The sequence below is a fragment of the Roseateles sp. genome (assembly GCF_039595595.1).
Taxonomy (GTDB): domain Bacteria; phylum Pseudomonadota; class Gammaproteobacteria; order Burkholderiales; family Burkholderiaceae_C; genus Roseateles.
Map to the genome: position 1 here is coordinate 463,002 of NZ_JBCNLG010000001.1, position 24,285 is coordinate 487,286.

At 69.8% G+C, this 24,285-nt stretch carries 18 protein-coding genes; 12 read left to right on the forward strand and 6 right to left on the reverse strand.

Annotated elements, in window-relative coordinates; genetic code table 11:
- Positions 1-13: 13 nt before the first annotated feature.
- The 4 genes from ABDW61_RS02095 to ABDW61_RS02110 all read left to right on the forward strand — a co-directional run bounded on the left by ABDW61_RS02095 (position 14) and on the right by ABDW61_RS02110 (position 6,918).
- A complete protein-coding gene (locus ABDW61_RS02095) occupies positions 14-949 on the forward strand; it encodes a LysR family transcriptional regulator (RefSeq protein ID WP_343635717.1) in 936 nt (311 codons plus the stop codon).
- A gap of 123 nt (positions 950-1,072) precedes the next feature.
- Positions 1,073-1,900, forward strand: coding sequence for a putative hydro-lyase (locus tag ABDW61_RS02100; RefSeq protein ID WP_343635719.1), 828 nt, complete (start codon positions 1,073-1,075; stop codon positions 1,898-1,900).
- Between the two features lie 57 nt (positions 1,901-1,957).
- A complete protein-coding gene (locus tag ABDW61_RS02105; RefSeq protein WP_343635721.1) occupies positions 1,958-3,196 on the forward strand; it encodes an MFS transporter in 1,239 nt (412 codons plus the stop codon).
- 74 nt (positions 3,197-3,270) lie between these two features.
- Positions 3,271-6,918: a hydantoinase B/oxoprolinase family protein gene (locus tag ABDW61_RS02110; protein ID WP_343635723.1), complete on the forward strand. Its 3,648-nt coding sequence runs from the start codon at positions 3,271-3,273 to the stop codon at positions 6,916-6,918.
- On the opposite strand, the gene ABDW61_RS02115 is transcribed toward ABDW61_RS02110, so the two are convergent.
- Complete coding sequence (locus tag ABDW61_RS02115; protein WP_343635725.1) at positions 6,909-7,856, reverse strand: hypothetical protein; 948 nt, start codon at positions 7,854-7,856, stop codon at positions 6,909-6,911. The genes ABDW61_RS02110 and ABDW61_RS02115 overlap by 10 nt on opposite strands.
- Positions 7,857-8,015: 159 nt before the next feature.
- Here ABDW61_RS02115 and gshA point away from each other — a divergent pair, with 159 nt between their 5' ends.
- Entirely contained in the window at positions 8,016-9,311 is a 1,296-nt protein-coding gene (gene gshA, locus ABDW61_RS02120) for a glutamate--cysteine ligase (protein ID WP_343635727.1), read from the forward strand.
- A gap of 31 nt (positions 9,312-9,342) precedes the next feature.
- On the opposite strand, the gene ABDW61_RS02125 is transcribed toward gshA, so the two are convergent.
- A complete protein-coding gene (locus tag ABDW61_RS02125) occupies positions 9,343-10,305 on the reverse strand; it encodes a LysR substrate-binding domain-containing protein (RefSeq protein ID WP_343635729.1) in 963 nt (320 codons plus the stop codon).
- Between the two features lie 103 nt (positions 10,306-10,408).
- Between ABDW61_RS02125 and ABDW61_RS02130 the strand changes: the two genes are divergently transcribed.
- A complete protein-coding gene (locus tag ABDW61_RS02130; RefSeq protein ID WP_343635731.1) occupies positions 10,409-13,393 on the forward strand; it encodes a TonB-dependent receptor in 2,985 nt (994 codons plus the stop codon).
- Here the strand turns inward: ABDW61_RS02130 and ABDW61_RS02135 are convergent.
- Positions 13,378-13,707 carry a hypothetical protein gene (locus ABDW61_RS02135; RefSeq protein ID WP_343635733.1) on the reverse strand — a complete coding sequence of 110 codons (330 nt, stop codon included), beginning with the start codon at positions 13,705-13,707 and terminating at the stop codon, positions 13,378-13,380. The two genes, ABDW61_RS02130 and ABDW61_RS02135, sit on opposite strands and share 16 nt — an antisense overlap.
- Before the next feature lie 244 nt (positions 13,708-13,951).
- Between ABDW61_RS02135 and ABDW61_RS02140 the strand changes: the two genes are divergently transcribed.
- The 5 genes from ABDW61_RS02140 to ABDW61_RS02160 are packed head-to-tail and all read left to right on the forward strand — an operon-like array spanning position 13,952 to position 19,740.
- On the forward strand, positions 13,952-15,835 hold the full coding sequence (locus ABDW61_RS02140) for a potassium transporter Kup (protein ID WP_343635736.1): 1,884 nt from the start codon (positions 13,952-13,954) through the stop codon (positions 15,833-15,835).
- A 22-nt stretch (positions 15,836-15,857) separates the two neighbouring features.
- Positions 15,858-17,033 carry a benzoate/H(+) symporter BenE family transporter gene (locus tag ABDW61_RS02145; RefSeq protein ID WP_343635738.1) on the forward strand — a complete coding sequence of 392 codons (1,176 nt, stop codon included), beginning with the start codon at positions 15,858-15,860 and terminating at the stop codon, positions 17,031-17,033.
- 32 nt (positions 17,034-17,065) lie between these two features.
- A complete protein-coding gene (gene gshB / locus ABDW61_RS02150; protein ID WP_343635739.1) occupies positions 17,066-18,049 on the forward strand; it encodes a glutathione synthase in 984 nt (327 codons plus the stop codon).
- Between the two features lie 30 nt (positions 18,050-18,079).
- Positions 18,080-18,940, forward strand: coding sequence for an S-formylglutathione hydrolase (gene fghA, locus ABDW61_RS02155; RefSeq protein WP_343635741.1), 861 nt, complete (start codon positions 18,080-18,082; stop codon positions 18,938-18,940).
- Positions 18,941-18,996: 56 nt separating this feature from the next.
- A complete protein-coding gene (locus ABDW61_RS02160) occupies positions 18,997-19,740 on the forward strand; it encodes a metallophosphoesterase family protein (protein WP_343635743.1) in 744 nt (247 codons plus the stop codon).
- On the opposite strand, the gene ABDW61_RS02165 is transcribed toward ABDW61_RS02160, so the two are convergent.
- A complete protein-coding gene (locus tag ABDW61_RS02165; protein WP_343635745.1) occupies positions 19,725-20,849 on the reverse strand; it encodes a Uma2 family endonuclease in 1,125 nt (374 codons plus the stop codon). The genes ABDW61_RS02160 and ABDW61_RS02165 overlap by 16 nt on opposite strands.
- 70 nt (positions 20,850-20,919) lie before the next feature.
- Positions 20,920-22,158 carry an MFS transporter gene (locus ABDW61_RS02170; RefSeq protein WP_343635747.1) on the reverse strand — a complete coding sequence of 413 codons (1,239 nt, stop codon included), beginning with the start codon at positions 22,156-22,158 and terminating at the stop codon, positions 20,920-20,922.
- Positions 22,159-22,211: 53 nt separating this feature from the next.
- Between ABDW61_RS02170 and ABDW61_RS02175 the strand changes: the two genes are divergently transcribed.
- The gene (locus tag ABDW61_RS02175) at positions 22,212-22,799 is read left to right on the forward strand and encodes a helix-turn-helix transcriptional regulator (RefSeq protein WP_343635749.1); all 588 of its coding nucleotides are present in this window, start codon (positions 22,212-22,214) and stop codon (positions 22,797-22,799) included.
- 58 nt (positions 22,800-22,857) lie between these two features.
- On the opposite strand, the gene ABDW61_RS02180 is transcribed toward ABDW61_RS02175, so the two are convergent.
- Positions 22,858-24,255: a cytochrome P450 gene (locus ABDW61_RS02180; protein ID WP_343635751.1), complete on the reverse strand. Its 1,398-nt coding sequence runs from the start codon at positions 24,253-24,255 to the stop codon at positions 22,858-22,860.
- Positions 24,256-24,285 lie beyond the last annotated feature (30 nt).

Sequence of the window (24,285 nt, forward strand, 5' to 3'; positions counted from 1 at the left end):
ATAATCCGCCGCCATGAATCTCCGCTTTGTCGAAGCCTTCCACTGGGCGGCCTCCTTGCGCAGCGTGACGCGCGCGGCGGAGAAGCTGCATCTCACGCAATCCGCGTTGTCGAGCCGCATTGCCTCGCTCGAAGAGGAGCTCGGCGTGGTCCTGCTGGACCGCCGCGACAAGCAGTTCCGCCTCACGGTCGCCGGCCAGCGTTTTCACACGCTGGCGCAGCGGCTGCTGGAGGTGCAGCGCCAGGTGAAGGAGGAAATGGGCGGCGGCACGGGTGGCGCGGGCCGGCCGGTGGTGCTGCGCATCGGCGCGATCGAGTCGGTGGTGCACAGCTGGCTGACGGGCTGGCTGCAGGAGATGCGGGCCGCGAATCCCGATTTCGAGCTTGAACTGACGGTGGAGACCTCGCCGGTGCTGGTGGATCAGATCCGCCGCGGCGCGCAGGACCTGGTGTTCGCCGCGATCCCGGCCGCCGATGCCGGTGGCGTGCGCACCCGCGCGATGGCGCCGATGCCGATGGGATTCGTCGGCCGCGCGGACCTGCACACCAGGCGCCGTTACGCGCTGTCCGATCTGGCGGGGCATGACCTGCTGACCTTCCAGCGCGGTTCGCAGCCGCACCAGGCGCTGCTGCAGATGTTCCAGGAGTCCGGCCTGCCGTTGCCCCGCGTGCATGCGATCTCGTCGATCTCCGCGATGGTGCAGCTGGTGGAGGGCGGCTTCGGTGTCGCGACGCTGCCGGTGGCCGTCGCGGAGCAGCTCGCGAAGCGGCTCTCGCTGCGCGTGCTGCGCAGTGACGCGGCGCTCGCCGCGCTGCCGATTCACGCCAGCTACCGCGAGGATCCGAGCTCGCAGCTCACCGAGACGGTGCTGGCCTCCGCGCTCGACTTCGCCGCCCGGCAGAAGCCGTCCGGGAAAGCCCGCATGGCATCGGCGGCGCGACAGCGCTAAGCGGAAGCGCCGCTGTCGTCATCGAAAAAATCGATGAGCCGACGCGCAAAATTTGCGTTGGATCGCGAAGGCGGGCGGCTCTCACAATCCGCGGCATCGTCAGACAGCCGCCGCGATCAAGCCATGACTTCCTCGACCGACAGCCTCGATCTCGATGCCGCGTCCAGCGCGCTGGACGTCCGCCTCGCGGCGCGCCGCGGCGCCCTCACGGGCCACACCAGCGGACTCGCGGCGGCGTTCGTGCAGGGCAATCTCGCGATCCTGCCGGCGTCGCTCGCTGACGACTTCCGCCGCTATTGCGAACTGAATCCGAAGGCCTGTCCGCTGCTCGGCGTGAGCGAGCCCGGGGATCCGAGGCTCACGGCGCTCGGCGCTGATCTGGACCTGCGCAGCGATGTGCCGCGTTACCGCGTGTGGCGGGATGGCGAACTGGTCGACCAGCCCACCGATGTCGGCCGCTGGTGGCGCGACGACCTGGTCGCCTTCGTCATCGGCTGCTCGTTCTCGTTCGAGCACGCGCTGCTGGCCGAGGGCATCCCGCTGCGCCATGTGGCGCAGGGTCGCAACGTCGCGATGTACCGCACCAACCTCGAGACCCAGCCGGCGGGCGTGTTCCGCGGCCCGACCGTCGTGTCGATGCGGCCGCTCAACGCCGCCGACGCCATCCGCGCGATCCAGATCACGTCTCGCCTGCCGCAGGTGCACGGGGCGCCGCTGCACCTGGGCGATCCCGCGCGTATCGGCATCCTCGACATCGATCGTCCGGACTACGGCGACCCCATCGACATCCGCGACGGTGAGCTGCCGGTGTTCTGGGCCTGCGGCGTGACGCCGCAAGCGGCCATCGCCACGGCGCGCCCGCCGTTCTGCATCACGCACGCGCCAGGCTGCATGCTGGTCACCGACCTGCTGAACCGCGACCTGCTGAACCGCGACCTGATCGCCGCCTGATCCGCGCGAGCGCAGTCCCTGATCGCGCCTTCACCACGACAACAAGGGGAATCCCAGATGTGGCTCCGAGACACCACGCCTTCCGAGCGGCGCACGCTCACCGCGACCTTCGCCGGCTACGCCGTCGACGGCTTCGACTACATGATCTACACCTTCCTGATCCCGACGCTGATCGCGGCCTGGGGCATGAGCAAGGGCCAGGCCGGCGCGATCGCGACCGGGGCGCTGCTCACCTCGGCGGTGGGCGGCTGGGCGGCCGGCGTGCTCGCGGACCGTTATGGCCGGGTGCGCGTGCTGCAGTGGACGGTGCTGTGGTTCGCGCTGTTCACCTTCCTGAGCGGCTTCACCACCTCGTTCGAGCAGCTGTTCTTCACCCGCGCGATGCAGGGCTTCGGCATGGGCGGCGAATGGGCGGTGGGCTCGGTGCTGATCGCCGAGACCATCAACGCCAGGCATCGCGGCAAGGCCGCCGGCCTGGTGCAGAGCAGCTGGGCGATCGGCTGGGCCGCCTCGGCGCTGGCGTTCTGGGGGCTGTACTCGGTGCTGCCGCCGGAGACAGCCTGGAAGGTGCTGTTCTGGATCGGCATCCTGCCCGCGCTGCTGATCCTGTACATCCGCCGCAACCTCGACGAGCCGCCGGTGTATCTGGCCGAGCAGGCCCGCGCCAGGGCGCGCGGCGAGCGCGGCAACTTCCTGCGCATCTTCTCGCCGGAGCTGCTGCGCAACACGGTGCTGGCCAGCCTGCTGGCCACCGGCATGCAGGGCGCGTACTACTCGGTGACGACCTGGCTGCCCACCATCCTCAAGACCGAGCGCCATCTCTCGGTGCTCGGCACCAGCGGCTACCTGCTGGTGCTGATCGCCGGCTCCTTCGCCGGCTACCTGACCAGCGCCTGGCTCTGCGACGCGATCGGCCGGCGCCGCTGCTTCATGCTGTTCGCGCTGATGGGCGGCGTGCTGGTGCTGGCCTACACGCAGATGCCCATCACCGATGCATGGATGCTGGTGCTGGGCTTCCCGCTCGGCTTCTTCCTGTCGGGCATCTTCTCCGGCATGGGCGCCTTCCTGGCGGAGCTGTTTCCCAGCGATGTGCGCGGCTCCGGCCAAGGCTTTTGCTACAACATCGGACGGGCGCTCGGCGCCGCGTGTCCCGCGCTGATCGGCCACTTCAGCACGCAGCACCCGCTGGGGCAGACGCTGGGCTGGATGGCGGCGCTGTGCTACGGGCTGGTGATCCTGGCGGCGCTGGCGCTGCCCGAAACCCGCGGCCGCGAACTGGCGCCGGCTGCGGCCTGACCCGCCTGACCCTTCGAATCACGGGCGCCCGGCGCTGGATGCCGGGCGCTTGAACGGACCTCATGGACCTCACGATGCAAGCCACCCCCACCCCCGATCGCTGGCAGTTCTGGATCGACCGCGGCGGCACCTTCACCGACCTGGTCGGCCGCGCGCCGGACGGCACGCTGCACACGCTCAAGCTGTTGTCGGAGAACCCGGAGCACTACCGCGATGCGGCGGTGGAAGGCATCCGCCGGCTGCTGGGTCTGAAGTCCGGCGAGCCCATCACCGCCGACCGCGTCGATTGCGTGAAGATGGGCACGACGGTGGCGACCAACGCGCTGCTGGAGCGTCGCGGCGACCGCACGCTGCTGGTGACGACGCGCGGCTTTCGTGATGCGCTGCGCATCGCGACGCAGGCGCGGCCCCAGCTCTTCGAGCGGCACATCCAGCTGCCCGAGCTGCTGTACGAGCGCGTCATCGAGGCCCAGGAGCGGGTCGACGCGCAGGGCGTCGAGATCGAGCCGCTGGATGAGCCCGCGCTGCGCGCCGAGCTGCGATCGGCCTTCGAGGCCGGCCTGCGCGCCTGCGCGATCGTGTTCCTGCACGGCTGGCGCGCGCCGGCGCACGAGCTTGGCGCCAAGCGCATCGCGCAGGAGATCGGCTTCACGCAGATCTCGGTGTCGCATGAAGTCAGTCCGCTGATGAAGCTGATCCCGCGCGGCGACACGACCGTCGTCGACGCCTATCTGAGCCCGATCCTGCGCCGCTACGTCGACCAGGTCGCGGCCGAGATGCCTGGCGTGCGGCTGTTCTTCATGCAGAGCTCCGGCGGCCTGACCGAGGCGCGGCGCTTCCAGGGCAAGGACGCGATCCTGAGCGGACCGGCCGGCGGCATCGTCGGCATGGTGCGCACGGCGCAGGCGGCGGGCCACGACAAGGTGATCGGCTTCGACATGGGCGGTACCTCGACCGACGTCAGCCACTTCGCCGGCGAGTTCGAACGCGCCTTCGACACCGAGGTCGCGGGCGTGCGCATGCGCGCGCCGATGATGAGCATCCACACGGTGGCGGCGGGCGGCGGCTCGGTGATCACCTTCGATGGCGCACGGCTGCGCGTCGGGCCGGCCTCGGCCGGCGCGAATCCGGGCCCGGCGAGTTATCGCCGCGGCGGACCGCTCGCGACCACCGATGCCAACGTGATGCTCGGCCGCATCCAGCCGGCGCACTTCCCCCAAGTCTTCGGGCCCGGCGCGGACCAGCCGCTGGATGGCGAGGTCGTGAAGGCGCGCTTCGACGCGCTGGCCGCGCAGATGTCGGCGGCCGGCAAGCGCGTCGGCGCCGAGGACGCCGCCGCCGGCGCGCTGCAGATCGCCGTCGGCGCGATGGCCAACGCGATCAAGCGCATTTCGGTGGCGCGCGGCTACGACGTCACCGGCTACACGCTGCAGTGCTTCGGCGGCGCGGGCGGCCAGGCGGCGTGCCTGGTCGCGGACGCACTCGGCATGACGCGCATCCTGGCGCATCCGTTCGCCGGCGTGCTGAGCGCCTACGGCATGGGCCTGGCCGACCAGAGCGCAATGCGCGAAGCCTCGATCGAGCGCGCGCTCGATGTCGATGGCCTGAGCGCCGCGCGCGAAACGGCCTTGTCGCTGGCCGCGCAGGCGGGAGGGGAGCTCGCATCGCAGGGCGTGCCCGCCGGCGCGCTGCGCACCATCGCGCGCGCGCAGGTCCGCTACCAGGGCACGGACACGGCGCTGACCTGTCCGCTGCCGCTGGACGAGCCCGCACCCGCCGCGATCGCCGCGATCCGCGAGGCCTTCGAGCAGGCCTACCGCCGCCGCTTCGCCTTCCTGATGCCGGACCGGGCGCTGGTGATCGAGGCGGTGTCGGTGGAGGCGCTCGCCGCTGGCGCGTCGCTGGACGCGCCGGCCGAGGCTGGCATCGCCAGCGCCCATCATCCAAGACCGCTGGAGCGTGTGCGCATGTACTGCCTCGCGGACGACCAGCCGGCCGGCTGGCGCGACGCCGAGCTGCATCACCGCGATGCGCTGAGACCGGGTGCGCGCATCGACGGCCCGGCGATCGTCGCCGAGCGCAACGCGACGACCGTCGTCGATGCCGGCTGGCGCGCCGAGCTGCAGCCCTCGGGCGACCTCCTGCTGACCCGGATCCGCGAGCGGGCGCGCACCCGCGCACTGGGCACCGAGGCCGATCCGGTCGTGCTGGAGGTGTTCAACAACCTGTTCATGAACATTGCCGAGCAGATGGGGCTGCGGCTCCAGAACACGGCGCACTCGGTCAACATCAAGGAGCGGCTGGACTTCAGCTGCGCGCTGTTCGACGGTCAGGGCCAGTTGATCGCCAACGCGCCGCACATGCCGGTGCATCTGGGCTCGATGAGCGAGTCCATCCGCTCGGTCATTGAACGCAACCCGGACATGGCGCGCGGCGATGTCTACGTGCTCAACGATCCGTACCACGGCGGCACGCACCTGCCGGACATCACCGTCGTGACGCCGGTCTTCCTGGACGAGGCCGATGTCCGCCCCGGCTTCTTCGTCGCCAGCCGCGGCCACCATGCCGACATCGGCGGCATCACGCCGGGCTCGATGCCGCCGTTCTCGCGCGACATCACCGAAGAGGGTGTGCTGATCGACAACTTCAAGCTGGTCGAACAGGGCCGCCTGCGCGAGACGGAGCTGCAGGCGCTGCTGCGCTCGGGGCCGCACCCCAGCCGCAATCCGGCGCAGAACCTGGCCGACCTGCGCGCCCAGGTGGCGGCCAACGAGAAGGGCGTGCAGGAGCTGCAGGCGATGGTGGCGCAGTTCGGCCGCGCCACCGTCGAGGCCTACATGCGCCACGTGCAGGACAACGCCGAGGAATCGGTGCGGCGCGTGATCTCGGTGCTGAAGGACGGCGCGTTCACGCTGCCGCTGGACAACGGCGCGCGGATTCACGTGGCGGTCCGCGTGGACACGGCGGCGCGGCGGGCGACGGTCGACTTCACCGGCACCAGCGAGCAGCAGCCCAACAACTTCAACGCGCCGCGCTCGATCACGATGGCGGCGGTGCTCTATGTGTTCCGTACGCTGGTCGACGACGCCATCCCGCTCAACGCCGGCTGCCTCAAGCCGATCGAGGTGATCGTGCCCGAAGGCTGCATGCTGAATCCGCGCTTCCCGGCGGCGGTGGTGGCGGGCAACGTCGAGACCTCGCAGTGCGTGACCAACGCGCTGTACGGCGCGCTGGGCGTGATGGCGGCGGGCCAGTGCACGATGAACAACTTCACCTTCGGCGACGCGACGCACCAGTACTACGAGACCATCTCCGGCGGCTCGGGCGCCGGGCCGGGCTTCGACGGGACCTCGGTGGTGCAGACGCACATGACCAACTCGCGGCTGACCGATCCGGAGGTGCTCGAGTTCCGCTTTCCGGTGCGGCTGGACAGCTATGAGATCCGGCGCGATTCGGCCGGTGCCGGGCGCTGGCGCGGCGGCGAGGGCGGCGAGCGCCGCGTCCGCTTCCTGACGCCGATGACCGCGTCGATCCTGAGCAACGGCCGCAGCGCCGGCGCCTTCGGCATGGCCGGCGGGCAGCCGGGCGCCGCCGGGGAGAACCTCGTCGAACGCGCCGACGGCCGCGTCGAGGCACTGGGTCACATCGGCCAGGTGGAGATGTCGCCTGGCGATGTCTTCGTCATCCGCACGCCCGGTGGCGGCGGTTACGGTCAGGCCTGAGCGGGGCCGGTTCGCACCGCGCGCTCGGGCTTCGCCGCCAGGTACTCGGCAAAGTCGGCGACCGTGGTGAGGTCCTGCTGGAAGAGGGCGAAGGGACCGCAGGATTTGCGCAGCCTGGAGGCGTGGTCCAGTACGGCGGCCTCGCTATCGGCGGGCCGTAGACGTCCCTTGCCGCAGTCGATGAACAGGCGTTCCATGGCCGCCAGCGCGACGGCCGCGCCCAAGCCGTCTCCGCTCAGGAAGGCCACACGCTCGTTCGGGTACATGTCGCGAAAGCCCTGGCAGTAGCGGACGAGCGAGAGCGCGTCCTCGAGGTCCAGCGCCTGGTCGGTGACCGGCGTGCGCAGCGCCACCACCTCGATGGATGCCTTGCGCGGCCGCGCCTGCTGGGCACCCGCCTCTGGCGGGCGAGTGACGCGCAGGTCGAGTTGATGGTTCAGTGCCGAGTCGGGAAGACCCTCTGCAGGCGCGACGTCGATGACGCCAAGGCTCGCGTGGCAGCCGTCGGGCAGCTCGGCTTCCCAGGAGGTGGCCAGGTCATGCGCGACACCCCCCAGTTGTCCGGCATTCAGGTCGACGATCAGGCCGACATGTTGATCCAGCAGCGCCTCAAGCAGGTCGACGCGTTGCTGGGCGTCCTCGGACGGCGCGCGAAGCGTCAGGGTGCAATTGTCGAGGCGCCGCCCCAGGACCCGTCCGCGCTGCGGCGAAGGCCCTGACGGCGCGGCCAGCCATTCGGCCCCGGTGGCAGGCCGCCAGACGACGCCGAAGTCATCCGGTGGCATGGCCGGCTGCTGGCGCTCCAGCGCGGCATACAGGCGCTTGCCGCGTTGGTGGTCCGACACGATCACCATCAATTCGTCGGAGCAGGAAACCTCGTCGTCGGCCGAGGGTTGTGAGTGGGCGGAGGTCAGGAATGAGCGAAGGGTGGCGAACATGGGGCGCAGGCGTGGAAGGGGGGAATGATCAGTTGTCGCTTGCAGCGCTTGGTTCACCACGCGGCGCCGGCCCTTGAGTTCCGGTCTGTCGCCCCCAATTGCGCATGCCTAGAATCGACCCATCCCCCCCTGGCCCGCTTCCCGGCGCCGCTGCCCACCATGGTCCCTCATCTCATCACCGCCCTGACCGGGCCCATCAATGAACTGGAGCAGCGTGTGCTCGAGTCGATGCCGGCGATCGAACGCTGGTTCCGGCTCGAGTGGATGGAGCACACGCCGCCGTTCTACACCTCGGTCGATCTGCGCAATGCCGGCTTCAAGCTGGCGCCGGTGGACACCAACCTCTTCCCCGGCGGCTTCAACAATCTGACGCCCGAGATGCTGCCGCTGGCGGTCCAGGCGGCGATGGCGGCGATCGAGAAGATCTGCCCCGAGGCCAAGAACCTGCTGCTGGTGCCCGAGGCGAAAAACCGCTCGAGCTTCTACCTGTCCAACCTCGCGACGCTGGTGCGCATCTTCTCGATGGCAGGGCTGAACGTGCGGCTGGGATCGCTGGACGAGTCGGTCAAGGAGCCCACGACGGTGGCGCTGCCCGACGGCAGCGCGCTGACGCTGGAGCCGCTGGTGCGCCAGCGCTCGCGGCTGATGCTCAAGGACTTCGACCCTTGCACCATCCTGCTGAACGACGATCTGTCGGCCGGGGTGCCGGACATGCTGACCCACCTGCACGAGCAGTACCTGCTGCCGCCGCTGCACGCGGGCTGGGCGGCGCGGCGCAAGAGCCAGCACTTCCGCGCCTACGAGGAGGTGTCCAAGAAATTCGCCAAGCTGCTGGGCATGGACCCGTGGCTGATCTATCCGCACTCGGTGGCGGTGGACGGGTTGGACTTCGGCACCGGCGCCGGGCTCGATGCGCTGCAGGCGCAGGTGGACGCGACGCTGACACGCACACGCCGCAAGTACAAGGAATACGGCATCCAGGAGAAGCCCTTCGTCGTCGTCAAGCCGGACGCCGGCACGCACGGCCTGGGCGTGATGACGATCCGCGACGCCAAGGACCTGGACGCGCTGGCGATCAAGGCCCGCGAGAAGCTGGCGAAGCTGCAGGGGGTGCCGGCGCTGTCGCAGGTGCTGGTGCAGGAAGGCGTGGCGACGCACGAGCGCATCCATGAAGCGGTGGCCGAGCCGGTCGTCTACATGATGGACCGCTACGTGGTCGGCGGCTTCTATCGCGTGCACGCCGACCGCGGCGAGGACGAGAACCTGAACGCGCCGGGCTCGCGCTTCGTGCCGCTGGCGTTCGCGCACTCGTCGCACCTGCCGGCGCCGGGCGAGAAGCCCGGTGCCAGCGCGCCGAACCGCTTCTACATGTATGGGGTGATCGGCCGCCTGGCGATGCTCGCGGCCAGTTACGAGCTCGAGACCACCGATCCGGACGCCGAGGACTACGTCTGAGTCCGGAGCGGACGAGGCGGGCGGGGCGGCCTCAGGCCCCGTCCGCCCCCGCGCCGCCGATCTCGACCAGCAGCTGCCGGAACCGGTCCACTGCCTCGATCTGCATGCCGGGCTGGTGCCAGACGCTCATCGGCCCCAATCCCAGGTCCACCGCGTGCGGCAGCATCACCACGATGCCGCTCTTGGCCGCGGCCATGGCCATGTCGTGCGGCATCACCGCCACCAGCGGCATCTCCCGCATCAGGCTCAGCGCCAGTTGCGCGTCGCCGCTCTCGATCAGGTCGGCCGGCGGCGCCAGCCCCATTTCCTGCCAGAGCCGGTCCATCAGCGTGCGGGTGCGCGTGCCGGGCAACTGCCAGAGCCAGCGCAGCCGGCTGAGCGTCTCCCAACTCAGCCGCGGCTGCCGCGCCAGCGGATGGTGGGCGCTCATCGTCAGCACCTCGGGCTGCGGCAGCAGCGGGGCGCGCACCAGCCCGAGCGGCTCGTCCTGCGGCATCGCCCGCGCGACGACCAGATCCAGCGTCCCCGCCTGAAGCTCCGTGAACAGCGAGCGCAGCGCATGCGTGCGCACGCTGACCGTCACGCCGGGGCTCTCCGCCTTCATCGCCGTGATCGCGATGGGCAGCAAGCGGGCGAGCGCTGCGTTGGTGGCCCCGATGCGCACTTCGCCGGACGCGCCGCGCACCATCGTGGCGACGTCGGCCGCGGCGCGTTGCACGTCGCCATCGAGCTTGCGCGCCAGCGCCAGCAGCCGCCGGCCCAGCGGCGTGAGCTGCATGTTGCGTCCGCGCCGCAGGAACAGGGTTTGTCCCAGCCCCTGCTCCAGTTCCGCCAGCGTCTTGCTCACCGCGGGCTGCGTGACGTGCAGCTGATCGGCCGCCGCGCTGATGTTGCCCGTGTCGTTGAGGGCCAGCAGCACCCGCGCATGACGCAGCGACATGCGTCTGAGGACGAAGTGTTCGGCGGCCTCGGGAGCGATTGGCAACGCGTTCATAACCTGATCTTCACAAGTTCATCACAAAGCATCATGGTCCCCGAGGCCCGGCTCCTTACCGTGACTCGCTCCCCTTCGAGTCCCGTCCACAGGAGTGAATCTCATGGTCCGTCCCTTCTTCCGTCCGCAAGGACCGCGCCTGGCGCGCGTCGCGGCCGCTGCCGCCCTCGCTCTGGCCAGTCAGTCCCATGTCCAGCAGGCGGCCGCCTCCGCGGCGCAGCCGTCACCCGATGAGTCGAGAAAGCTGGAGCGCGTCGAGGTCACCGGCACGCTGATCAAGCGCACCGACAAGGAGACCCCGTCCGTCGTCCAAAGTATCACGCGCGAGGAGATCCGCAATGCGGGGTATGCCAACGTCGAGGAGCTGCTGCGTGCGAATTCCGCTGTCGACCTGGGATCGATCGGCGACGGCGCCGCGTCGGGCTTCGTTGGCGGCGTGTCCACGATCTCGCTGCGCGGCTTCGGCTCGCAAGGGACGCTGATCCTGATCAATGGCCGGCGCACGGCGCCGGTCGCGGCGGTCGACGTGAACTTCGGCCGCGGCACCATGATCAACGTCAACACCATTCCCAAGGAGGCGATCGAGCGCATCGACATCCTGAAGGACGGCGCCTCCGCGATGTATGGCTCGGACGCGATGGCGGGCGTCGTCAACTACATCCTGCGCAAGGACTACCAGGGCATCGAAGGCAGCGCGTCCTATGGCGCCAACGATCGCGGCGTCGGCGCGACGAAGACCGGCTCGCTGAGCTGGGGCTTCGGCGACCTGGCCACGCAGCGCTTCAATGTCTTCGGCGGCCTGGAAGTGTCCCGGCGCGACAGCGTCATGGCCAACGAGCTGAAGGACCGCGGCAACCTGGCGCTGCAGAACCAGTACCTCACGTCCACCGGATCGCTGGCGCGTTTCACGCCGGACTCGTCGGCTTCCTTCTACGGCAACTACTACCGCTTGCCGGCCAGCCTGAGCGGCTCCACGACGCTGGGCGGCATCAGCGTCGCCAACAGCAACCTGGCGGGCGTGAACTACCTGGGCACGCTGCCGGGATGCCCGGCGGACCGCACCGTCGGCCAGGGCGTGCCGAACCGGCCGCCAGGCCTGCTGCCGACGAGCGCGTCGCTGCCCACCGGGCTGTGCCGCTTCAGCCTGGACGACGCGGACGAGGCCGTCGCCAGGCAGGATCGGCACAGCGGCATGGTGCGCGGCACCTTCGCGATCAACAACGAGTTGTCCGCGTATGCCGACCTGATGATCTCCAAGACCAGGACGACCGAGCAGCGCATGCCCTATGCGATGACCACGTCGCTGGTGACGTCGGGCAACCGGGCCGGGACGACCTGGCCCAAGCTCGATGGCAGCTTCCTGCGGCAGAACGCGATCATCCTGCCGGTGGGCCATCCGGACAATCCGACCAACGGCACGGCCAGCCAGGAACCGGTGCAGCTCATCTATCGCTTCGAGGATCTGCCCACCGGCGACATCAACGTGCTGCGCGCCACGCGGCTGACCGCGGGTCTGGAAGGCACGGCCTTCGGCTGGGACTTCGACACCGCGATCCTGTTCAGCCAGAACAACAACGAGCGCTTCCAGGAGGGCCGCGTGCGCAGCTCGCTGCTCAATGCGGCGATCGCCAGCGGCAGCTACCGCTTCGGCAAGCCCAACTCGCGCGAGGCGATCAACAGCGTGTCGTCGACGGCCTACAACGAGGGCAAGTCGCGCCTGCTGTCCTGGGACGTGCGCGGCAGCCGCGAGCTGTTCCAGCTGCCGGGCGGTCCGGCGGCGATCGCCGTGGGCACCGAGCTTCGCAAGGAGAAGCTGGAAGCCGTGCCGGACGAGGTCTACGGCACCGGCGACTACATCGGCCTGGTGGCCAACGGCGCGGCGGGCAGCCGCAAGTCCTACGCGGCATTCACCGAACTGAGCCTGCCGGTCGTCAAGCGGCTGGAGCTCCAGGCCGCCGCCCGCTACGAGCACTACGACGACTTTGGCAACAGCACCACCGGCAAGACCGGCTTCAAGTGGACGGCGCTGCCGTCGCTGATGGTCTTCCGCGGCACGGCGGCGACGGGCTTCCGCGCGCCGGCGATCTCACAGATCGGCAACTCCTTCGCGCTGTCCTTCCACAGCTTCCAGGAGCGGCGCGTCTTCGACAGCCTGCGCTGCGACACCAGCAACCCCGATGCGCCGGTCAGCAAGGCGCCGGTGCCGGTCAACCGCGACTGCAACGTGCTGGGATTCACCGGGGTGCCGGCGGGCACGGTCAGCCCGGGCAGCCTGCCCACCGTCATCAGCGCCAATCCCGCGCTGCAGCCGGAGAAGTCCAATTCGTTCACCTTCGGCATGATCTTCACGCCGAGCCGATACGCCGACCTCGCGATCGACGGCTGGTACTTCCATCGCAAGAACGAGATCCGCTCGCAGCGTGGCGTGGACATCATGGACGGCTACAACGCGAACCCGGCGGGGAACACCCAGGTGGTGCGCGATCCCAACCCGGAGTCGTGGCTGCCGGGCGTGCCCGACAGCGGTCCGATCATCATGCTGGTGCGCCAGTACGGGAACAACGAGTGGACCAAGACCTCGGGCGTCGACTACGACCTGAACGTCCGGCTGCCGGCCCTGCCGTGGGGCAGGTTCAGCATGAACGTGAACGGCACCTACACCGCGCGCTATGACCAGCTCGTGGTGAAAGGGCAGGCGGTGCAGCGCCAGGCCGGGACGACGAGTTCGGACATCTCGAAGACCCGCGCCAGCGCCACTTTCAAGTGGGACACCGACCGCGCGCGGGCGTGGATCCGCTTCAACCATGCGGATCCACTGGCCAGCACGCTGTGCATGTCGCTGACCGCGGCACAGCGGACCTTCCTGGGCAACCTCAGCCGCTGCCGGGTGGGGCGCGACCGCACCATCGACCTGGGCGGCTCGTACAGCGGCATCAAGGGGCTGACGCTGTCGGCCAGCGTGATGAACGTGACCAACGATTACGACCGCGCCAATGGCATCCCGACGGTGCTGAGCTACTACGACAGCGGCGCGTCCAACCTGCTGGGCCGGCGCTTCAATGTCGCGGCGAGTTACGTGTTCAGGTGATCATCGGCGGCGGGGTGGCCGGCGGCCTCATCCATGAGCGGCACAGTGATGCCGGTCGGTCCGACGCCAGTAGGTCGATTCAACATGCCGCTGTTGAACTGGCCAAGGCGCTGCAACAGCTTCTCCGAACGTGGCGGGCGCGGAGGCGGCGTCCGCGCCGCCGATGACGCCGGGCGTCGCTGACTGGATCCGCGGTGCTTCCAGTGCAGCAGGCGGCTCAAGAACTTTCTCGCAGGTTCGAGCAGGAACTCGGGATGGGCGATTGAGAGCCAGTGGCCAACGCGTGACGATTTGAAGGTGTCGGAAATGGACATCAGGAGTGCTCCACGTCGCAGGGACATCCCGCGACAGGCCGACTCAGTTGCCGAGCCGCCCCCTGGGTTCAGATGACATCCTGAGATCCGTCCAGCGGACGAGGGCGGGCCGCAAGCGCAACCCGCGGCGCCCGTCAACCCCCGCCCCGCAACGCCAGGAGGCGGGCATTGACGCACCGCACAATGGAAGGCAGACAATAGGCCCTTTCGACTTCCGGCGGCCGTCGCGGCCGCTCGTGCTTTCGTGAGTTCACATCACGCGCCCCGCTCGCCGGCCGCCCTGGCCGGCCTGACCATCGGCGCCCTCGGTGTCGTCTACGGCGACATCGGCACCAGTCCCTTGTACGCGCTGAAGGAGGTCTTCCACGGCGCGCACGTCCCGATGACCCACGACAACATCCTCGGGGTGCTGTCGCTGCTGTTCTGGACCATGACCATCGTGGTCTCCCTCAAGTACGTGCTGCTGATCCTGCGCGCGGACAACAACGGCGAGGGCGGCCTGATCGCGATGCTGGCGCTGGCCACCACCGCCGTGCGCGAGAAGCCGGTGCTGCGCCGCGGGCTGATGCTGGTAGGCCTGTTCGGCACCGCGATCTTCTTCGGCGACGCGGTCATCACGCCGGCCATGACGGTGCTCTCGGCGGTCGAGGGCATCGAGGTCTACGCCCCGCAGTACCACGACGCGGTCGTGCCGATCGCGCTGGTGGTGCTGGCGGGGCTGTTCTCGGTGCAGCGCTTGGGCACCAGCGGCGTGGGCAAGGCCTTCGGGCCGGTGATGCTGGTGTGGTTCACCTCGCTGGCGCTGCTGGGCGTGCCCAAGATCGTGCAGAACCCGCAGGTGCTGCAGGCGATCAATCCGCTCTACGCGATCGAGTTCTGCGTGCATTACGGCTGGATCGCCTTCGTCGCGCTGGGCGCCGTGGTGCTGGTCGTCACCGGCGGCGAGGCGCTCTATGCCGACCTGGGCCACTTCGGCAAGCAGCCGATCCGCATCGCCTGGTACAGCTTCGTGATGCCGGCGCTCGCGATCAACTACTTCGGCCAGGGGGCGCTGCTGCTGGACCGGCCCGAGGCGATCAAGAACCCGTTCTTCCTGCTCGCGCCGGGCTGGGCCGAGATCCCGCTGTTCGCGCTGGCGACGCTGGCGGCGATCGTGGCGTCGCAGGCGCTGATCACGGCGGCGTTCTCGGTGACCAAGCAGGCGGTGCAGCTGGGCCTGCTGCCGCGGCTGCGCATCGTGCACACCTCGGTGCGCGACATCGGCCAGATCTACGTGCCCTTCGTGAACTGGGGGCTGTTCGCCTTCGTCGTCGTGGCGGTGGCCTTCTTCGGCTCGTCGAGCAAGCTGGCCGGCGCCTATGGCGTGGCGGTGACCATCGACATGACCATCACCACGGTCATGACCTTCTTCGTGATCCGCTTCGGCTGGCGCTATCCGCTGTGGCTGTGCGTGGGCGCGACCGGCGCGTTCTTCCTGATCGACGCCACCTTCCTGGCCTCCAACCTGCTGAAGGTGGCCCACGGCGGCTGGTTCCCGCTGCTGATCGGCATCGGCATGTTCACGCTGATGCTGACCTGGAAGCAGGGCCGGCGCCTGCTGTCGGACAAGCTGCGCGAGGACGCCATCGACCTCAAGAGCTTCCTGGAGGCCGTGTTCATCAATCCGCCCACGCGGGTGACCGGTTCGGCGGTGTTCCTGTCGGCCGAGCAGGGCGTGACGCCCAACGCGCTGCTGCACAACCTCAAGCACAACAAGGTGCTGCATGAGCAGAACCTGTTCGTCAGCGTCCGCCATCACGAGGTGCCGTGGATCGGCTTCGAGAAGCGCTGCGAGGTCGAGAGCCTGGACAACGACTGCTGGCAGGTGACGCTGCACTTCGGCTTCAAGAACGAGCCCGACGTGCCGGACGCGCTCAAGCTGCTGGAGCAGAGAGGCGTTCATCTGGACGAGATGGAGACCAGCTACTTCCTCTCGCGCGACATCGTGATCCCGACCATCGGCTCGGGCATGGCGCTGTGGCGGGAGAAGCTGTTCGCGAGCATGCACCGCAACGCGGCCGCCGCGGCGGACTTCCTGCACCTGCCGACCAACCGGATCGTGGAACTGGGCTCGAAGGTGGAGATCTGATCCGGACGTAAGCTCCGCGTCCATGAAACGCTGGCTGCAAGACCTGTCCCTTTCCACCGCGGTCGCGGGCTTTGTCGCGGTCCTGGTGGGCTTCACCAGTTCCGTGGCGATTGTGTTCCAGGCGGCGCAGGCGCTCGGCGCCACGCCGGCGCAGACCAGTTCGTGGATCTGGGCGCTGGGCCTGGGCATGGGGCTGACCAGCCTGGGCCTGTCGCTGTGGACCCGCCAGCCGGTGCTGACCGCCTGGTCCACGCCCGGCGCGGCGCTGCTGGCGGGCGTGTCCGGCGTGTCGATGTCCGAGGCCGTCGGCGCCTTCATCGTCTGTGGCGCGCTGATCCTGATCGCCGGCGCGACGCGCTGGTTCGAACGGATCATGGACCGCATCCCCGTGGCCATCGCCGCCGCGCTGCTGGCCGGCGTGCTGTCGCGCTTCGGGCTGGACGCGGTGCTCGCGACGAAGACCGCGCCGGCGATGGTGCTGGTCATGGCGCTGAGCTACGTGCTGGCGCGCCGCTTTCTGCCTCGCTACGCGACGCCGCTGGTGCTGCTGGCCGGGATCGCCGTCGCGGCCTCGCAGGGGCGGCTGCATCTGGAGGCCGTCCATTGGGGCTGGGCGCATCCGGTATGGGTGACGCCGGCGTTCTCGGTGACCGCGCTGATCGGCGTGGCGCTGCCGCTGTTCCTCGTCACGATGGCCTCGCAGAACTTGCCTGGCGTCGCCGCGCAGCGGGCCTCGGGCTACCAGACGCCGGTGTCGGCGAGCATCGCGGCCACCGGCCTGGCCTCGATCGTGTTCGCGCCCTTTGGCGGCTATGCGTTCAATCTGGCCGCGATCACCGCGGCGATCTGCATGGGGCGTGAAGCGCATGAGGATCCGGCCAGGCGCTACACGGCCTCGGCGGTGGCGGGCCTGTTCTACATCGCCATCGGTCTGGCGGGAGGCGCGGTGGTGGGGCTGCTGACGGCCTTTCCGCGCGAGCTGATCGCGGCGGTGGCCGGACTGGCGCTGCTGGGGACGATCGCTGGCGGCCTGGCGGCGGCGCTGAAGGACGAGCACCACCGCGACGCGGCCATCCTGACCTTCCTGGTGACGCTGTCGGGACTGAGCCTGCTGGGCATTGGCTCGGCGTTCTGGGGGGTGGTCGCCGGCGCGGTTTCTCTTTTGGTGCAACACTTCCGGGCTGCTCCGAAGCCATGAGCTCCCGACGTCCCTTGCCGAAAGCCCTGCCCATGAAACTGCTGTTCGTCGCCGATCCGCTGACCGCGTTCAACACCTACAAGGATTCCACCTTCGCGATGATGCGCGAGGCCGCCCGGCGCGGCCATGAACTGTGGGTGTGCGAGGTGCCGGATCTCCTCTGGATCAGCGGCGGCCGCGTGACCGCGCACGGCGCCAGGCGGCTGACGCTGACGCCCGAGGCGATCGCCAGCCGGGCCGGCACCAAGCTGGCTGTGTGGCATGAGATCGCCGCGACGCAAGACCTGGCGCTGGCCGAGGCCGACGCGGTGCTGATGCGCAAGGATCCGCCCTTCGACTCCGAATTCTTCTACGCCACGCATCTGCTGGAGCAGGCCGAGCGCGAGGGCGCGCGGGTGTTCAACAAGCCAGCGGCGCTGCGCGACCACCCGGAGAAGCTCGCGATCCTGGAGTTCCCGCAGTTCATCACGCCGACGCTGGTGACGCGCTCGGCGGCGGCGATCCGGGCCTTCCACGCTGAGCATCAGGACATCATCCTCAAGCCGCTGGACGGGATGGGCGGGATGGGGATCTTCCGCGTCAAGGCCGATGCGCTGAACCTGGGCAGCATCATCGAGACGCTGAACAAGAACGGCGCGCAGTCGGTGATGGTGCAGCGTTTCGTGCCGGACATCGTCAAGGGCGACAAGCGCATCCTGCTGATCGGCGGCAAGCCGGTGCCGTATTCGCTGGCGCGGATCCCGCAGGGCACGGAGGTGCGCGGCAACCTGGCGGCGGGCGGCAAGGGCGTCGCGCAGCCGCTGACCGAGGACGACCGCCGCATCGCCGAGGCGCTGGCGCCGGTGCTGGCGGCGCGCGGCCTGCTGCTGGTGGGGCTGGATGTGATCGGCGACAAGATGACCGAGATCAATGTGACCAGCCCGACCTGCTTCCAGGAGATCATGGAGCAGACGGGGTTCGACGTCGGCGCGGTGCTCATCGACGCGCTGGAGGCGGCGGTGGCCGCCTCGCGCTGAGCGGCCCGCGCGGCCCATCCGGGAACCGACATGGATGTCGAACTGATCAGCGAGCACGCCTGCTTCGGCGGCGTGCAGCGTTTCCACCGCCACGACTCGACGCAGATCGGCTTGCCGATGCGCTTCGCGCTGTTCCTGCCGCCGGGCGGGGCGCGGGCGGCGAAGGGACTGCTGGTGTTCCTCGCGGGGCTGACCTGCACCGAGGAGACCTTCACGATGAAGGCGGGCGCGCAGCGCAAGGCGGCGGAGCTCGGCCTGGCGCTGCTGATGCCGGACACCAGCCCGCGCGGCGAGGCCGCGAGCGCGCTGCCGGGCGCGACGGCGTCGTGGGATTTCGGCATCGCGGCTGGCTTCTACCTGGACGCGACGCAGGCGCCGTGGGCGGCGCACTGGCGGATGGAGAGCTACCTGATGAAGGAGCTCGTTCCGCAGGTGCAGGCGCTGCTGGGGCTGGACGCGTCGAAGACCGGCATCGCCGGTCACTCGATGGGCGGGCATGGCGCGCTGACGCTGGCGTTGCGGCACCCGGGGGCGTTCGCGTCGGTGTCGGCGATCGCGCCGATCGCGGCACCGAGCCGCTGTCCTTGGGGCGTGAAGGCGTTCACCGGCTACCTCGGTGAGGACCGCGATGCCTGGCCCGCGCATGACGCGAGCGCGCTGATGCAGGCCCAGGAGCGCGCTCCCTATCCCCACGGCATCCTGGTCGATCAGGGACTGGCGGACAAGTTCCTGGTGGAGCAGTTGTATCCCGAGGCGCTCGAGTCCGCCTGCGCGTCGGTCGGGCAGCCGCTGACGCTTCGCCGCCATGAGGGCTACGACCACGGCTACTACTTCATCGCCTCGGTGATCGATGACCACGTCGCGCACCACGCGCGGCAACTGGCCCGCTGATGGCCGGCTGATGGCCCGCTGATCGCCGACGCCCTGTCGCAACCTGAAAGGCCGCCATGCGCATCGCTCTGCTGTCCGACATCCACGGCAACCTGCTGGCTCTGGAGGCCGTTGTGGCCGATGCGCGGCGGCGGGGCGTCGATCGGATCGTGAATCTCGGCGACATCCTGTCGGGGCCGCTGCAGCCGCTGGAGACCGCGCAGTACTTGATGGCCCAAGGCTGGCCCACGATCGCCGGCAACCATGAGCGGCAAGTGCTCGCGATCACGGCGCAGAAGCCCGGAGGCGCCTCGGACCGCTTCGCGCGCGAGCGGCTCGGAGAGGTGGAGCTGGCCTGGCTGCGCTCGCTGCCGACGACGCTCCCGTTGAGCGATGAAGTGTTCCTGTGTCACGGGACGCCGCGCAGCGACGTCGAATACTTCCTCGACACGCAGGTCGGACCGCGCTTGACGGCGGCTTCGTCCGCGGAGGTCGAGGACCGGCTCGGCGACCGGACCTCGGCCCTGGTGTGCTGCGGACACACCCATGTGCCGCGCGCGGTGCGCAGCGCGCGGGGGCAGTGGCTGGTGAATCCTGGCAGCGTCGGTCTGCAAGCCTGGGATGACGAACACCCGGTCTATCACGTCGTCGAGAACGGGTCGCCGGATGCGCGATACGCGATCGTTGAAAGGGTGCCCCAGGGCTGGGTCACCGAATCGATCAGCGTGCCGTACGACCACGAGGCCGCGGCACGCACCGCGGCCGCAAATGGCCGGGAGGACTGGGCGCGCTGGTTGAGGACCGGCTACGCCGCGGCCTGAGCGCTGGGCGCGACGCGCGCGTAGATGGCCTCCGCGGGAATGGTCAGGTCCAGGGACGCCAGATGGAGTGGCGCATCGCCAATCGACGGGTGACGGGACCAGGTTCCGTCGTCCTCGCGGCGATGAAGGTCGATGCGACGGCGGACATGGTCGACCAGCACGTATTCCCGCAGGGACGGGATCTGAAGGTAGTGCTGCCGCTTGACCGTCCGGTCATGACGCGCCGTCGACGCCGACAGGACTTCGATCAGGATCAGCGGCCGGCGCATCACGTCGTCGTCGGACAGGTCGGCGTTGTCACACACGACGGAGACGTCGGGGAAGAATCCGCCTTCCGTCTTCTCGCAGCACAGGCGCAGATTGCTTCCGAACACCTCGCATGGAGAACCCGCGAGGTGATGCTGCAAGCAGGACACGAGGTTCACCACCACGCGTTCGTGATTGCGCGTCGCGCCGGCCAGCGCATGGATGGCGCCGTCGAAGAACTCGTACCGGGACAGCTCTGAATGGGCGGGAGCTCGGTCCCACTCGAGAAACTCCCCCAGCGTCAGAGCTTGGCGACCCGCGTCCAGGCCCGCGAAGGCCTGTGCCACTTCGAAGCCGAAGGCCAGCGACTCCAAGCGCGCGGACTCCCCCGGGCGGTACTCCGAGATTGCCCAGGTCCCGTCCGTTTGGAGGCGATCGATGCGCACGCTCCGCGCGGCGGGATCCACGACCACCAGCTCCCGCAGCGCGCCGTTGCGGCGTAAGGTCAGCGTCCGCCTCATGACCTCGGACGCGCGGACGCCTGTCGAGACGATGTCCATGACCAAGGGTGGGTTCATCGGGGCGGAGCGGGGCGCGACCATCGCATGGGGGAGCAGGACGTTGTGCAGGTCCAACTTCAGCGATTCGCCGTAAACGAAGGTCGCCCAGCCACGGTTGCCCAGCCGCCCCAGCTGTCGCTTCATCGCGCCCGTGATGTTCAGAAGCACTCGGAAGAATGCAGGATCGCGGTCTGGCGCGGGGAATGGCTGCCCACCGATCAGCTCGTGAATGCCTTCCTGCTGGGCTTGCCATTTCGAGAACTCGTCAGCGGTCATCAACTGCTCTTGATACATGAAGGACATCGCACCACTCCTGCAACTTCATGAGGAAAGGTGCTGATTCTTCGGAGGCTGTCCGTCGACGTCTTTCACCTCAATCAGCATGAAAGCGGCTCGAAGTGCCCGATCGAAGGCGACTGGGTGACCGGAACGAGGAGGGCGGTTCCGGGGCCTTGGCGCGGGACGCCTGGCCCAGTCCGCGCCACGCGAACAGCGCCAGTGGAATCGCCAGCGCCGACAGCGCCAGCGCGAGACCGCCCGCGGCGCTCCAGCCCCAGCGCTCGACGACCGCGCCCATCAGCGGCGGACCGAGCAGCGCGCCCGAGGCGCCGAACTGCGTCAAGCGGCCGCTCGCCAGCGCGAGCCTTCCGGGCGTGCCCGCGGCCAGCGGCAGCAGCGCGAAGACCAGACTCGGGAAGACCCCGGATGCGGCGTTGATCGCGACCGCGAGGGCCGCCTGCATGGGCGCGGCGCCGCCGTCGCGCAGCGTCGCCATGAAGAGCGCCCCCGACAGGCCGAGCGAAAGGGCCATCCCGCCTGCGATCGCGCGCGATGGCGCGCCATGCCGACGCAGCAGCCAGGCGCCGATCGCGCTGGCCGGCACATTGGCGAGCGCGGCGGCGGCGGTCCAGCTGCCGGCGGCGCCAAGCGGCATGCCGCCTTGCGTGAGCAGGCTGGGCAGCAGCGCGAGCAGGCCGACCTCCGCGATCGCGTAGGCCCCGAACGCCGCGACCAGCGCCCACAGGCGCGCGCCGGTCGGGCCGGGCGGCGCGTGCCCATGCGCGTCCGCCGTGGCGACGTCCGCGGGCGCCGCGCGCAGCGCCAGCCACAGCAGCACGCCTCCCGCGACGCTGAGCGCCTGCGCCTGCCGCCAGCCGGCCCAGCTCGCCGCGTTCGCATAAGCCCAGGCGCCGAGCGCCATGCCCACCGGCACGAAGGTGCTCCACAAGGCCATCGCGGCGGCCTGACGCCGGCCCTCGGCCGCGCGGGCGATCAGCACCGGCGCCGCGACGACGATCGCGAGATAGCCCAGGCTCTCCACAAAGCGAGCCAGCGCCAGCATCGCCACGTCCTGTGCGAAGGCCGCGCCCGCCGCGCCGGCCGCGAGCGCCAGCACCGCCGCAGACAGCGAGCGCCTCAGCCCCAAGCGCGGCAGCCGGTGCCCGGCCATGCCGCCCAGCGCCGCGCCACAGACCTCCAGCAACGAGGTGAGCGCGGCCATGGCGGCCAGGCCCAGATGGAGCTCGCGCGCGATCGGCGGCGACAACGCGGCCAGCTTGCCCAATTGGGCCGCGGCGAACACGCCGCAAAGGTAGTACAGCAGAATCCTCACTTCGGTCCCTTCATGCCGATGCCTGTGTTGTTGATCGATTGCCTGACCGCGCCATGAACGATTCGCCGCTGCTCTTGCGCGATGCCCGCCAGCTCGGCCGCAGCCTGCGGCTGTGGCGCTCGCTGCGCCGCCTGAAGCAGGGCGCGGTCGCGGCCGAGCTCGGCGTGTCGCAGACGACGGTGTCGCGCTGGGAAGCGGGCCTGGCGGCGCCGTCCTTCGACGAACAGCAGACGCTGCGCCGGCTGATGGCCGCGCGGCTGGACAGCGCGGCGGACTTCGAGCTCGGCCGGCTGGTCGAGCGCGCGCCGGTGGCGATCCACCTGATCTGCGATCTGAGCCACCGCCTGCTGGCGATGTCCAGCGCCCGCGAGCGCGATTGCCGCCTGCCGCGGGCCGAGTTGATCGGCCGCGCGCTGTGGTGCTACGCGACGCCCGAGATCGTGGCGCAGGAAGGGCGGCTCGACGCGCTGGGCTGGTTCGAGCCGGCACCCGCGGCGGTCGAGTTCGACACCGGGGCCGCCGTCGAGCAGGACATGCCCATCCTGCCCAGCCGCATGCGCTGGGTGCGCCTGCAGCTGTCGGACGGGAGCTTCGTGCGATTGACGGAGACCCTCGCGATGGTGCGGGGACCGGACGCGTGACGAGGACATGCCCGCCACCCTAAGGGGGCGCCGCGGGTCCTGTCCATGAATGAAAAATTCAGCGCGGCAGCAGCCGCAGCTGGAGCGGCTGCTTCGGCCGCAAGGTGATGTTGAGCACCGGCTCGGGCGGCGCCGCGCCGGGCACGGGCGCCAGCCGGAAGCGCTGCAGCAGCATCGCCGCGACCAGCGTGATCTCGGTCAGCGCGAAGTGACTGCCCAGACAGACGCGCGGTCCCGCGCCGAATGGCATCCACGCGCCGCGCGGGATCTCCGGATGGCCGCAGGCCGGATCGAAGCGTTCCGGGCGGAAGGCGTCGGGCTCCTCGAACCAGCGCGGGTCTCTCTGCATCACGCCGGGCGTGATGCGCAGCATGGCGCCCGGCCTCAGCGTCAGGCCGCCGATGCGCAGCTCCGTCGCCGCCTGCCGGGAGAACAGCGCCGGCGCCGGGGGATGCAGCCGCAGCGACTCCTTGATGCACAGGCTCAGCCAGGGCAGGCGGGTGAGGTCGGCGGCCTCGGGCACGCGGCCGCTCAGCACGCCGTCGACCTCCTCGATCGCCTGCCGCTGCGCGTCCGGATGCGCGGCCAGGCACCAGCCGAGCCAGGTGAGCGCCGCGGCGCTGGTCTCGTGGCCGGCCAGGAAGGCCGTCATGCACTCGTCCCGGAGCGCCGTGTCGCCGAGTTCCCGTCCGTCCTCGTCGCGCAGCGACATCAGCAGCGCGAGGAGGTCCTCGGGCGGAGCGTCCGCCCCGCGCATCGCGGCCCGGACCGCGCGGCGCCGCGCGATGTGGCCGCGGATCAGTGCGTCCAGGCTTCTCAGCGCGAGGCGCTTGCCGCGCTTCCACGGCGCCCACAAGGGCGCGCTGACGGGCACGTACATCTCGCCCATCGCGACCCGTCCCAGTTCGTGAACCGCCCAGGCCGCCTCTTCCGACGCGGCAGACGGCGTGGCGCCGTCGGCCGAGAACAGCGTGCGCAAGATCACGTCCATCGTCAGCAGCGTCATCAACTGCTCGAAGTCGATGTCCGCGGGATCGCCCGCCGCAGGCGCCGCGCGATCGAGCGCCTGACGCGAGGCCGCCACCATCAGCGGCACGAAACCCTGCACCCGCTGCGGCGAGAAACCCGGCTGCAGCAGCTTGCGCTGGCGCTGCCAGGCCGGCCCCTCGGCGACCAGCACGCTCTGGCCATGCGCGTCGGCGAAGACCTGCGTCGCGCGCTCCCAGCGGATCATCCCGTCATGGCTGGCGATCAGCAGCTCGCGCACCTGCGCGGGATGGAAGAAGTTGTAGTCGTCCAGGCCCAGCAGGCGCTGATGGACGACGTCGCCATAGCGCTGCTGCAGCCGCTTCATGTGGCCGAGATAGTCGCGGCGCATCGAGAGGATCTCGGGCAGTCCGGCCCAGCGGGGGCGCGGGCCGGGCACGGTGTCGGGAATCGCGAGGACGTGGCTCATGGCGGGCATCCTGCTCGCGGCGGGCAGCGC